Annotated in this window: 11 protein-coding genes and 1 other annotated feature; of the genes, 7 read left to right on the top strand and 4 right to left on the bottom strand. The window is 43.5% G+C overall.

The genetic code is table 11. The annotated features are described in order from the left end of the window. Positions 1-88 precede the first annotated feature (88 nt). Positions 89-356: a binding site (T-box leader), on the top strand. 61 nt (positions 357-417) lie between these two features. The 3 genes from metG (at position 418) to EV213_RS00295 (ending at position 3,757) form a co-directional block, all read left to right on the top strand. After that, positions 418-2,052 (top strand): methionine--tRNA ligase, encoded by a 1,635-nt coding sequence (gene metG, locus EV213_RS00305; protein ID WP_133578478.1) that lies wholly within the window; start codon positions 418-420, stop codon positions 2,050-2,052. Between the two features lie 57 nt (positions 2,053-2,109). Next, entirely contained in the window at positions 2,110-2,733 is a 624-nt protein-coding gene (locus EV213_RS00300; RefSeq protein ID WP_133578477.1) for a LysE family translocator, read from the top strand. 100 nt (positions 2,734-2,833) lie between these two features. Further along, entirely contained in the window at positions 2,834-3,757 is a 924-nt protein-coding gene (locus tag EV213_RS00295; protein WP_133578476.1) for a manganese-dependent inorganic pyrophosphatase, read from the top strand. A 58-nt stretch (positions 3,758-3,815) separates the two neighbouring features. On the opposite strand, the gene EV213_RS00290 is transcribed toward EV213_RS00295, so the two are convergent. From EV213_RS00290 to EV213_RS00275, 4 genes are all read right to left on the bottom strand, one after another. Further along, entirely contained in the window at positions 3,816-4,235 is a 420-nt protein-coding gene (locus EV213_RS00290) for a DUF1801 domain-containing protein (protein WP_133578475.1), read from the bottom strand. A gap of 101 nt (positions 4,236-4,336) precedes the next feature. Further along, on the bottom strand, positions 4,337-5,071 hold the full coding sequence (locus tag EV213_RS00285; protein WP_133578474.1) for a ZIP family metal transporter: 735 nt from the start codon (positions 5,069-5,071) through the stop codon (positions 4,337-4,339). Between the two features lie 122 nt (positions 5,072-5,193). Next, entirely contained in the window at positions 5,194-5,607 is a 414-nt protein-coding gene (locus tag EV213_RS00280; protein ID WP_133578473.1) for a VOC family protein, read from the bottom strand. Between the two features lie 66 nt (positions 5,608-5,673). Further along, on the bottom strand, positions 5,674-6,237 hold the full coding sequence (locus EV213_RS00275; RefSeq protein ID WP_133578472.1) for a hypothetical protein: 564 nt from the start codon (positions 6,235-6,237) through the stop codon (positions 5,674-5,676). 360 nt (positions 6,238-6,597) lie between these two features. Here EV213_RS00275 and EV213_RS00270 point away from each other — a divergent pair, with 360 nt between their 5' ends. The 4 genes from EV213_RS00270 (at position 6,598) to EV213_RS00255 (ending at position 12,162) form a co-directional block, all read left to right on the top strand. Beyond that, positions 6,598-8,181, top strand: a complete 1,584-nt coding sequence (locus EV213_RS00270; protein ID WP_133578471.1) for a hypothetical protein — start codon at positions 6,598-6,600, stop codon at positions 8,179-8,181. Then, complete coding sequence (locus EV213_RS00265; protein ID WP_133578470.1) at positions 8,178-8,693, top strand: hypothetical protein; 516 nt, start codon at positions 8,178-8,180, stop codon at positions 8,691-8,693. Before EV213_RS00270 ends, EV213_RS00265 begins: the two co-directional genes overlap by 4 nt. 272 nt (positions 8,694-8,965) lie before the next feature. After that, positions 8,966-9,652, top strand: a complete 687-nt coding sequence (locus EV213_RS00260; RefSeq protein ID WP_133578469.1) for a GntR family transcriptional regulator — start codon at positions 8,966-8,968, stop codon at positions 9,650-9,652. A gap of 140 nt (positions 9,653-9,792) precedes the next feature. Next, positions 9,793-12,162: a glycoside hydrolase family 2 protein gene (locus EV213_RS00255; RefSeq protein ID WP_133578468.1), complete on the top strand. Its 2,370-nt coding sequence runs from the start codon at positions 9,793-9,795 to the stop codon at positions 12,160-12,162. Positions 12,163-12,198: the final 36 nt, after the last annotated feature.

Raw genomic sequence — 12,198 nt, 5'->3', positions numbered from 1 at the left:
TTCATATGTGGATAGGGATATATTATGGTTCAAGCCTCACGCCCTTGCATCAATCGAATCTATAGCGTATACTACGAATACTTTATATCGAAAAGCATTGACGAGGAAAAGTAAAAGAAGGGTATATCTACCAGAGAGCTTCGGAAGCTGAAAAGAAGCGATATCTCCCCCTTTGAACAATGGCCTCTAAGCTTCAGACCTGAACTCTTTTTTTCGGATAGTAGGGTTTGACGGGATCGGTCGCCGTTATCATGACCAACGTATCAAGCAATGAATGGCGGCGTACGTGTTGAGGCAGGTATTGAATTACCTGTGAACAAAGGTGGTACCACGAGCGGAAAACCCTCGTCCTTTATCGTTAAACAACGATAGCGGACGAGGGTTTTTTATTTTACCAAAAGGAAAGGCGTGGTTGAAATGACGGTGTTTATTGGAGGGGCGTGGCCATATGCCAATGGTTCATTACACATAGGGCATGTGGCGAGTCTTTTGCCAGGTGATGTGCTTGCAAGGTTTTTTCGACAATGTGGGGAGGAGGTGCTGTATGTTTCAGGGTCTGATTGTAATGGAACTCCAATTTCAATTCGTGCACGACAAGAAGGCGTCAGTACGACGGAAATTGCTGATCGTTTTCACGAAGAATTTTCCACTACGTTCGCAACGCTTGGATTTTCGTATGATGTCTACTCGAGAACCGATTGTGAGCAACATCATGTCGTTGTGCAGGAGCTTTTTAAGGAACTGTATGACAATGGGTGGATTTATGAAAAGGAGACTGAACAAACGTACTGCATCAATTGTGCGCAATTCCTCCCAGATCGTTATGTTGAAGGGCAATGTCCTTCATGTGGACGTCAGGCGCGAGGTGATCAATGCGACTTTTGTGCAACTATTTTAGATCCCCTAGACTTGCTGCAAAAAACATGCAAGCTGTGTGGAGATGTCCCAGAAACTAGGAAAACAACCCATCTTTATTTGGCATTAAGTCAATGGCAACGGGCACTTGAAACATTTGTAGAAACAGCTGCAAATGAAAAACGTTGGCGTGACAATGCGATCCAGCTATCAAAGCGTTACCTTCATGAGTCACTCCGGGACCGAGCCGTGTCTCGTGATCTTCCGAATGGGGTGCCAGTGCCGATTGAAGGGTTCACTACTAAGAAAATCTACGTCTGGATTGAAGCTGTTGCTGGCTATTTGTCTGCCAGTCTGAAATGGGAAAAAACAAGCGGGCAAAGTGCGTTGCCTTTTTGGTCAGAGGGGGCAAAGGCATATTATGTTCATGGAAAAGACAATATTCCTTTTCATACAATCATTTGGCCAGCCTTATTGATGGGAACAAATCGTGGAGATCATCCTACCCATATCATCTCAAGTGAGTATATGACGCTTGAAAAAAAGAAACTGTCCACGAGTCAAAATTGGGCCGTGTGGGTTAAAGAGACGTTGGAACGCTATGAACCAGATTCATTACGGTATTATTTGCTCATGAACGCACCGGAGCAACGTGATGCTGATTTTTCTTGGCGGGAGTTTATTTATAGTCACAATAGTGAGCTATTAGGAGCCTATGGGAACTTTGTCAATCGAACATTGATATTCATTGAAAAATCCTATCCAGAGGGATTGCAGCACTGCCAGGTGGGAAACGGGACGCTTGAGCGAATTACAGAGTTGTACTCACAAGTAGGGGATTGTCTGGAAGCTGGGCACTGTAAAAAAGCGATCGAACTGATTTTTCATGCGATCCGTGATTGCAATGTTTATTTTGATCGTCGGGAACCTTGGATTCAGGTACGCAAAGAGCCTACGGACGCCGAATGCACGTTGGCGACCTGCCTTGTTTGGATCGCCAACTTTGCCCAACTCCTTGCGCCGTTTCTGCCTTTTTCAAGTGAGAAAGTGAAACAGCTGCTCGGCTTACAAGAATTCAACTGGTTCGTCATTCGCCATGTTCCGAGGCTTGAATTGTCGCCAGAACCGCTCTTCTCAAGAATTGATCTTACCCGAATTGATGAAGAACGGGTGCGGCTGGAGAAGAGGAAACTCTAACTTAATGCTTGAAGAACTGATAAAATGAACATGTTGTTTACTGAAGGAGGTTACGTTTTGGATGTCCCTGTTGTTTTATCTTTTCTTGGTGTCGCCATACTAGTCACCCTGGCGCCAGGACCAGATAATTTGTTTGTGCTCGCTCAGAGCATGACGTATGGAAAAAGGGCAGGTTTCGCTACATCGCTCGGCTTATGTACGGGTCTTCTTGGTCATACGGCAGCAGCGGCACTAGGCATTTCTGCGATTGTGTACCAGTCCGCCTTTGCTTTTCAAGTCGTCAAATGGGCAGGCGCTTTGTATTTGTTGTATCTCGCTTGGCGAGCTTTCGCTGAGCGTCATGAGGAACAGGGAGCGGACAAATTGAAGAACCAAAGCTCTTATGCTTTGTATCGAAAGGGTATTGTCATGAATGTGTTGAACCCTAAAGTGTCCCTCTACTTTCTCGCGCTGTTGCCGCAATTTGTGTCTGTTGAGCAGGGCTCGGTTCCATTACAGATGATGGTCCTCGGTGGATTGTTTATTCTTCAAGCCATTGTTGTTTTCACCGTTTTGTCTATGTTTGCCGGTACTCTTGGAACGACACTGCAACGTCATCCGCGGATTGTTCATGCGATGCAACTGACAAAGGCAGGATTGTTTGTTATTCTTGGTGTTCGCATGGCGTTTTTGACAAAATAGCAGTAAAAGGTTCACTCAAGTTTTTATTTCCGCTAAAATTGGTTTGTATGGTACACTTTTGTACAAGCAAACCTATACATATAAGGAGTGAAGCACGTCAATGAAAACATTAGTGTTTGGTCATAAAAATCCGGATACCGATACAATTACTTCAGCAATTGTATATGCGTCTCTGAAGCAACAAATGGGCTTGGATGCTGAGGCCATTCGCCTTGGGGAAGTCAACGGAGAGACAGCTTACGCATTAGAGTACTTTAATGTAGAAGCTCCTCGTTTCGTTGAACGTGTAGCTGAGGAGGCAAAGGATGTCATCCTTGTCGACCATAATGAGCCACTCCAAAGTGCAAATGATATCGATCAAGTGCGCATTGTTGAAGTGGTTGACCATCATCGCATTTCTGGCTTTCAAACCGCAGAGCCCCTTTATTATCGTGCCGAACCGGTAGGCTGTACAGCGACGATTTTAAACAAGTTGTTTAAGGAGCATGGGGTTGAAGTCTCTAAAGTCAATGCTGGATTAATGCTCTCGGCCATTATTTCTGACTCACTATTGTTCCAATCTCCAACGTGTACAGAGGAGGACAAGGCAGCGGCAGCTGAGCTTGCGGCCATTGCGGAAGTGGACGTCAATGAATATGGTCTCGCCATGCTTAAGGCCGGTGCATCCTTGGCTGGAAAAACAGCGAAAGAGCTCATCTCCATTGATGCGAAGGAATTTTCAATGGGTGTGCATCGTGTAGAAATTGCCCAGATTAACACGGTTGATGTCCAGGAAGTGCTTGCGTTGAGATCTGAATTGCTGGCAGAAATGACAACGTCCGTCAGTGAGAAGAACCTCGATCTCTTTTTGCTTGTGATTACTGACATTATTAAGAGTGATTCGACAGGCCTCGTACTTGGATTATCCGAAGATAAAGCAGCCAAAGCCTTTGAACAAAACATCATTGATCAAGTCATTCCATTGCCTGGTGTTGTATCACGGAAAAAGCAAGTCGTCCCTGTGCTTACAGAAGTACTCGGATAATGAAAAAGAGCGACCAGTGAAAAATTCACTGGTCGTTTCAGCCTGTTTTTTAAAACACTCAATCGGGATACGTTTCTTGCAAAAAGGCGATAGACTGATTAATAAGTTCAATGAGGGCAGTTTCGTCAATGTCCGCTAGTTTATTGATATACACACAGGCCTTACCAGCTTTGTGTTTGCCGAGCTTTGCCAATAAAGCTTCACGTTGTTCATCGCCTGTGGCAAAGTAGAGACTAAAATTTGTTTTGCGTGGTGAAAAACCGACTAGGGGAGCATCGCCTTCGTGACCAGAAGCGTACGTATAATGATAGGAACCAAAGCCTATAATGCTTGGACCCCACATTTTTGCAGGGTGGCCAGAGACTTCTGTGAACAAATCCAATAATTGATAAGCATCGGTTTTTTTCGCAGAACGCTCAATCTGCTCAAGAAATTCTATTACACTACCATCCGTTTGTTTCGTCTTTTGCTCATCCATCCTTTCATCCCTCTCCTTTAAAAACCTACGTTTATAACACTATTTAACAAAAATTCACGATGCCTTGCAAATGATCATTGTACCATTTGGATTGCATATGGCTATCCAAGGTGATTTAAAGTCAACGAAATAAAAACACCGATCGCAGTAAAAAAGCCGACAACAGGTCCGCCTTCCTTATACGCTTCTGGCATCATTGTAGAGGCGACCATAGCGATAATGCCACCACCAGCGAAGGCGCTCATTCCCGCCTTAATGTCATTGGTTGCATGCACGAGCAACGAGGCGCCTGCAAGCGAGCTTAAAGCTGAGACTAGCAATACAGAGGTCCACATCATTAAAATATGCTTCCTTGCAAAGCCGCTTTTTTGAAGTCCTTCAGTACTTGAAAGACCTTCAGGAAAATTGCTTATAAAAATGGCAATCACAAGTGAGAGGCTTACGCTGTGGCGTTCCATTAAGCTGAGACCAATCATGGCCGATTCAGGTAAGGCATCCATTATCGTACCGAAGAAAATGGCAAGGCCAGCACCGCCAGCTTGCTTCATTCCGCGAGAGGAATGCTTCCGTTTTTCGCCACCTTTTTTCGTCACAAGATAATCAAAAAGCGTGAATATCACGGCACCCGAAAAAAAGCCAATGGAAATAACGACAATATTGCTGATCTGTAGCGAATCCTCTAGCAACTCGTATAATGTTGCGCCAATCAAAGCTCCTGTGCCCAGTGCCATAATGTACGCAATCAGCTGTTTAGGAATGGAAAAAAACAAGACTGCCAAAGCGCCCAGCAAGGTTGCCGAACCAGCGATGCCTCCCCATAAAACTGCACTCCACATGATTCATCCCTACTTTCTTACATGACTTTATGTAGTGTGCCTCGAACGCATGGAGTTACTCTAACGGCCAATCAAAAAAACCCCGCGTCCTGTGAAGAGCGACAGGACACGGCAGTCTCCTTTTATTCGAACGCGCTAGGATCCATATACATGAGTTCCCAAAGGTGACCGTCCAAGTCTTCAAAACCCCAGCCGTACATAAAGCCATGATCCTGAACTTCATTTGGTGTCGTTGCCCCGGCTGCAACAGCTTTATTGACTAATTCGTCAACTGCTTCACGACTCGTTGCGGACAAGCAAAGAATCGCTTCAGTACCTTTGGACGCGTCAACGATGTCTTTTTTAGTAAAATCTTTGAAGCGTGCTTCCTCAAGAAGCATGACAAAAATATGTTCGCTAATGACCATGCATCCTGTATTTTCATTAGAAAATTGTGGATTGAATTCAAATCCTAATGCGGTAAAAAACGTCGTCGTACGTTTAATGTCTTTTACAGGTAAATTGACAAAGATTTGTCCAGCAGTTAACGTTGACATTTTTCGTCCACCTCTTCGTATGAGTTAGTGTATAAAGCTTACGTTCAATGTACCACGAAAACACAATCACCGTTTCTTATTTCTTGCTAAAGACAGAAGCCTGTACACCCACCATAGACCAGCTAGGAAAACGATGAAAAAGCTTGCGTAAAGAAAACTCCATTTCAACGCTGTAAAAAAGGGCGTTACCTCAGCGATGCCGTTCGAACGTTCGGGGTAACGAGCCATTACGATGGATGCCCCTGTGTTCTCCAGTATATCCAACATGGCCCCAGCAACCGGAAGAAGATTGAGAAGGCGAAGTTTGTTGGTGGGAACCACTGATTGAAGAAACCATGAGAGCAAAGCACTTAGAAAAAAGACATAGACGAGCGGCCATACAATATCAAAGGTCCAGCGCAGTATGATATAGGCTTGACGACCGTCCTCGCCATAGGAGTCAGCCATGTCGTATAAATCGGTAGCAGAATAATAAAATGAGCTGTCAGGAGATTCACCTGACCCTATTAATGAGTCAGTTAAGCCGGATATCCAGGGTAACACCATAAGAATAAAGAATCCAAAAAGGAGAAAGGCAATGAGTACGATACGACCATTGATCCTCCTGTACATCCAATTAGACAAAGGCATTAAGTCTAAACTCCTTTCACAATGAAAATGTTCGTGACCAACGTGCCGTTCCCCTTCATTTTCATACGTTTTTGGAGTTGCGAATAATGGAAGCCATGTGTTCGGAGGGGGAAACTCCTATATTGATGCTTTTTGAACATCTCCTTTCCTTCAGACAATGCCGACTGATTTTGCTATCTTGACAGTCCTTTGGACCTATGCGATCTTTAAGGTAGAAAAAGGAATGACAGGGAAGACCAAGCATATTCAACTTTAATTTTCCTATTAATCAGACTATTTATCATTGGATGAGGATATTGTTCTTCGATGGACATTGTAATTGCTCGTCTTACATGAAAGTTGAAAAGGAGAGGAACGTAGATGACGACACTGACGGATGGGATGCCGTACACTGTTCAAGATCCAGGGAAAATGTTTTCTCTACAAATAGCGTATGGAGAAGCTATTGAAATACATTTGTTTGAACATACGAAAAATAGTGAGTGGACATTAACGCTACAAGATCATGAAGGTGTCATTGTTCAACAGGTGCTAACGACCATGCACGTGGCGCCGGTTTTAGTCTATGCCCCGAAATTAAACAGTGTAAAGTCATTCAGCCTTGGTGTGACGGGACAAGGTGGAACCTGTACTGTCCAGGTAGACAGGTTTCGCGTATTGGAGGGAAAATGCGAAAGCGACCAGTATCTGACAAGACAGAACGGTCCTTATATGATAGGCGAGTTAGGATGGACACTTGCTGAAAACGTAAATGTGACTGTGGGATCGGGAACAGTTTTCACAATGCGAACGGGTGGACATATTAACCTTCGAGATAAGTCCTCCTTATGGTTTAAAGGGACCAAAGAGCAGCCCACGATTTTCATAGGTTTAATGCACACTTGGGATACGTACATCAATAAAGCCAGCACAGCACAAGTCGAAGGCACACATACGATGGCACAGTACGATTCAAAGCTTTCCCATCAAGCGGTTGACCTTGCAGGTGTCGCGGAACTTCCTCCAAACCAAAGATTGGAGAAGGTTAGAGCTTGGTATCAGCATAGAAGTCCATATCAATTTCACTTACTCCACTGGCCAAAAAAAATGCATTGGGCTGATCGTTTTCATGATGCGGCTCTCTATTTTGGCATGGATGTCGAATGGTTTATGAAGTGGGAAACGACGAGCGGTCGTGTCGTGCCACTGCGACCAGGTAACTATTGGGATTTTGTAAATTCTCATTTTGCAGAGGATCTTCAGCAAGCGAATGATCTTTATGAAGCAAAGAGAACCGCGATGCACCCAAGGATTCAGCATTTTATTAACTATATAGAGGAATCAGATGCATGGCATCGAAAATATGGTCGTTTAAAGCTAACAGATCTTTTTCGGCCAGGATTCGTGAAAGCTTGGCACACTCATTTTATAAAATTATCGACCCTTTTTTGGCTTTCCCATAATACATCCATCGTCTATTGGGATAACGAAGCAAGGGAGTTAGGCATTTATGAAAGAGAGGATCCAATCGAACAGAAATTTATCGATGGTGTGGTTATTCGAGTGAATTTCACTTCAGCACTGCCTATTGAGCTTCCAGGAAAAGGGCGTGCCATTCCACCAATTGGGTTAATTGGACTTTTTCTTTTTCATGGACCGCTTGCCTATCCAGCAATTTATCCAGCGGTTTTTCCAGAAGGACCGTTTCAGTTTCATGCGAAAACAAATGCAGCGCTTATTCATGGCTATTTCGAAGCAATGCTTCACCATGAATACAGTTCGGTGTTCACTTGGTGGTTTCCGACCCCTTCAGATCTAGAGTTAAAGCAAATCTTGGAGGAGAAACAGCTCCAATTACATTCGCCGCTCGAGGATTGGGTGCGCGAACTCATCCAACCGGAAAAATGGTCGTTGCAGGAAATTCAGCGAAAGTACTTATCGGTCAATATTGAGGAAAAAGCATGACGGAGCTGAAGCTCATGATGCTTGCCTTTTTTTGTGTGTTCGTTTTATTTACAGCATGTGCAAACCAAGAACCACAGGAAGAATCACTCTCGCAAAACGCTGAGACGGCAAAAGAACTTCTTGAAGGGAAAGGGTATGAAATTCTTTCATATAAAGGCTCGTACGAGAAAAAAGTGGAACGAGCAGCATTAGCTAAAATGCCAGAAAGAAACTTTTGGGCGGTGCAGGATGTGCCGCCAGATCGTTTTATCGGCGAAACGGTAGAAGTCTTTCAGTTCAATGTCACAAACCATCCATTGGATAAAGCCTATGTTAACGATGAGAATTACACACATGCGCATGTGTCTGTTTATATAAACAACAATAAGCCATTTGGAGGTTCCTCGGTCCCTATAGGAAATAAAGCTTACTCGTCTCCAGGGAACTCAATTGACGGACGAACTGCGGAGGTCGTTCAGGATGATTATGAACAATGGGTCGAAACCTGGCTTTCGAATTATGGAGACGAATGAGAGAGCTTCATCAGGAGAATCGAACAAAAGGAAGCCGTGTCATCGTTCTTCATGAAGCATGAATTCATTGATTAGATACAATGACTCCCAATGACTCCACGAATTGTATGGAAATTGTAGTGTAGGCGTTGCACGTTCGACGACTAAAAAAATGGTTGTCATTAAAAACGGAATCCATTATACTAAACAGACAAATCATATATTTCAATTTGTCATTCTTTTTCTAACTGACATACTAGTATGATTAATAAGCCGTTTTAGAGGAGATCCCATTGAAATTCACATCTGTGGACGGACAACCGAAAAAATCAATTGGGGAATTCACGTATGACACCCTTAAAAACAAAATATTGACGTTGGAGCTCAGACCAGGTCAAAAAATTTCCGAGAATGAAATCGCGCGCAAATTAGATGTGAGCCGTGCACCTGTCAGGGATTCATTTGTAAAGCTCGCACAGGAGAAGTTGTTAGACATCTATCCTCAAAGCGGAACCGTAGTATCTCTTATTCAACTTGATTATGTGGAAGAGGGGAGATTTGTGAGAGAACATATTGAGCGTGCCATTGTCAAACAAGCATGCGAAGTACTCTCGGAAGACCATCTCTTTCAGTTGGAATCCAACCTGATGATGCAAGAGTTGTGTGAGAAGAAAGGGAATCATTCAAAGTTGTTTGAACTAGACAATGAATTTCATAAGCTATTGTTTTATGGTTGTGGCAAAATCAGAACATGGGAAATGATGGAGTTTATGAACTCGCATTTTAATCGTTTGCGCCAGCTGAGAGTTTTCTCCACTTTAGAATGGAGTGAAATTATTGCCCAGCATAAACACATTTATGAATTAATTAAGCAAAAGCTGCCAGACCAAGCAGATCAACGAATGAGTGACCATTTAAGGCTTGTTTTTTTTGAGAAAGATTGCCTCGTTGCAAGATTCCCAGACTATTTTAAGCTTTAAAGAAAAAGTCACGAACGATAGCATTGTCATAAATGTGAACGTTCACATTTATGGTAAGTAAGTAATTTTTTAGCTTTCAAACAGTGTGCGAATTGATTTGGTTAAAGAAAAAATTTGATTACAATATCAGAGGTGAAACGATGAGCAACAAAAGCTTAAAAGTAAACATTGATAAAGGGTGGAAATTTGTACAGGATGATGTGACTGATGCGTACAATCAACAGTTCGATGATCGTGGATGGGAAATGCTCGATGTGCCACATGATTGGAGCATTGGAGGAGACTTTCATCATCAGCATCCGAGTGGAACGGCTGGTGGATTCTTACCTGGTGGCATCGGCTGGTATCGAAAAAAACTAGATGTGTCTCACGTGAAAGCAGGTCAAAGAGTACACATCCATTTTGATGGGGTTTTTCACCGAAGCACTGTTTACTTGAACGGTCAGGAAGTCGGCACTCGTCCAAATGGCTACGTCAGCTTTATCTATGATTTGACTCCTTTTATTGATTTAAACGATGAAAATGTAATCGCTGTCAAAGTGGATAATTCAGATCAACCCAACTGTCGCTGGCATTCAGGATCGGGCATTTACAGACATGTATGGCTTTCAGTCCACGATCCGCTCCATATTGATCACTACGGAACGAGTGTCACGACACCTAAGGTAACAGCGGATGTCGCTGAGGTTTCTGTCCAAACGGTTATCGTCAATCATTCCGATAGCAGCAGAACATATACGTTACGAACAAGCGTGAATCAAAAACAGGATGAAGCAGCTATCGAAGCCCGTGAGCAGGAGGCTACTATTCTGCCGGGAGAAAAGCAAACGCTTACGCAACGATTTTTGATCCATACCCCTGATCTTTGGAGCCCAGAAAAACCGGCTTTGTATGAGACGGTCAATGAGGTTATGGAGAATGGACAATCAATTGAAGTGCAAAACACAACGTTTGGGATTCGGTCGATACGTTTTTCAAGCACCAATGGCTTCTTTCTAAATGAACAGTCGATGAAACTAAAGGGGATTAACCTCCACCATGATGCAGGATGTCTTGGGGCTGCGGTTCCTGAAAGGGCCTTAGAACGTAGGTTGCAAATTGCAAAAGAAATGGGCTGTAATTCCGTACGATGCAGTCATAACATCCCCGCTCCAGAAATGCTTGAAATGTGTGACAGAATGGGTTTTCTCGTCATTGATGAAGCCTTCGATAAATGGACAGGTGGGGGCTATGGAGATGATTTTAATGACTGGTGGGAGCGCGACCTAAAAGCAATGCTTGAAAGAGATCGCAATCATCCTTGTATTTTCCTCTGGAGTGTTGGCAATGAGGTGGAAAATCAAGGGTCACCAGAATCAGTGAACATCTTGAAAATGCTTGTGGATTATGTACATGAGTTTGAGCCGACGAGGCTGGTCACCTGTGCGTTAAGACTGCCACATGAGATGAGCGATCATGAAGGAATCATTGAAAACATTCTTTCTATGGCAGATCAAATGGATGTTTTGAGCTTAAATTATATGGAGCCATGGTATGACGAATTTAAAGCACGTCGTCCTGAACTAGTGATTATCGGAAGTGAAACCTTTCCACATTTTCGGTCCAAGCGTGATTTCTTTCGGGCGTATGACGTAAAAAACCCATGGTTCGATGTTGTCGAGAATGATTACGTCGTTGGACAGTATTTATGGACGTTATTTGATTACATTGGCGAAAGTCCAAAATGGCCTAGCAAAGGATGGGCATCGTCAATCATTGACACGTGCGGATTTAGAAAACCAACGTCTTACTTCCATCAAAGTGTTTGGAGCGATAAGCCGATGGTTCATATCGCAATTTACAATGATGCCATGCCAATGCCATTAGAAAAGACCCTGTGGAACTGGCCGAAAATGTGCTCTCATTGGAACTTGCCACATCTAGAAAGTCATCTGGCAAGGCTGGTGACATTCACCAATTGCGAAAAGGTTGAGTTATGGCTCAACGGCAACAAATTTAATGAAAAATGGCTGTCAGATTATCCTGATGCAATGATGACGTGGTATGTGCCTTACGTACCTGGCGTCATTAAAGCGGTAGGGTTCCAAAATGGGAAGCCTGTCAGCGAGCATGAATTAAAAACAGCAGGTGAAGCAGATCAGATTGTCATGGAACCAGATCGAACGAGCATCACAGCAGACGGCAACGACATTGTTCATGTGGACGTAAGTATTGCAGATCGAGACGGTATTGTCGTCCCAGATGCTGATCAGCTCATCACGTTTTCTATAAAAGGAGAGGGAAAAATTATTGGAGTTGACAATGGAAATTTAGATAGTCATGAACGTTTTAAAGGAAATCAAAGGTCAGCTTATCGTGGGAAATGTCTTGTCATTGTTCAGAGCACTTCGCAAAGTGGGTCAATTGCGTTGATTGCATCAGCTTCTGGCGTATTATCCGCCAAAACGACCATTCAATCAAACGCTGTCACTTCAGCACAAATTGGTGTCTCAGAGCATCAATATGTCTAGTATTGGGGATTGCGACTAATCGGACATGGAGAAAGT

The organism is Aureibacillus halotolerans, assembly GCF_004363045.1.
Taxonomy (GTDB): domain Bacteria; phylum Bacillota; class Bacilli; order Bacillales; family DSM-28697; genus Aureibacillus; species Aureibacillus halotolerans.
This window is presented reverse-complemented; position numbering and strand designations above follow the sequence as displayed.

Excerpts from the sequence above, each read along its gene's own strand:
- metG (WP_133578478.1), top strand. The coding sequence starts at position 418 with ATGACGGTGTTTATTGGAGGGGCGTGGCCATATGCCAATGGTTCATTA.
- EV213_RS00295 (WP_133578476.1), top strand. The coding sequence starts at position 2,834 with ATGAAAACATTAGTGTTTGGTCATAAAAATCCGGATACCGATACAATT.
- EV213_RS00290 (WP_133578475.1), bottom strand. The coding sequence starts at position 4,235 with ATGGATGAGCAAAAGACGAAACAAACGGATGGTAGTGTAATAGAATTT.
- EV213_RS00285 (WP_133578474.1), bottom strand. The coding sequence starts at position 5,071 with ATGTGGAGTGCAGTTTTATGGGGAGGCATCGCTGGTTCGGCAACCTTG.
- EV213_RS00280 (WP_133578473.1), bottom strand. The coding sequence starts at position 5,607 with ATGTCAACGTTAACTGCTGGACAAATCTTTGTCAATTTACCTGTAAAA.
- EV213_RS00275 (WP_133578472.1), bottom strand. The coding sequence starts at position 6,237 with ATGCCTTTGTCTAATTGGATGTACAGGAGGATCAATGGTCGTATCGTA.
- EV213_RS00270 (WP_133578471.1), top strand. The coding sequence starts at position 6,598 with ATGACGACACTGACGGATGGGATGCCGTACACTGTTCAAGATCCAGGG.
- EV213_RS00265 (WP_133578470.1), top strand. The coding sequence starts at position 8,178 with ATGACGGAGCTGAAGCTCATGATGCTTGCCTTTTTTTGTGTGTTCGTT.
- EV213_RS00255 (WP_133578468.1), top strand. The coding sequence starts at position 9,793 with ATGAGCAACAAAAGCTTAAAAGTAAACATTGATAAAGGGTGGAAATTT.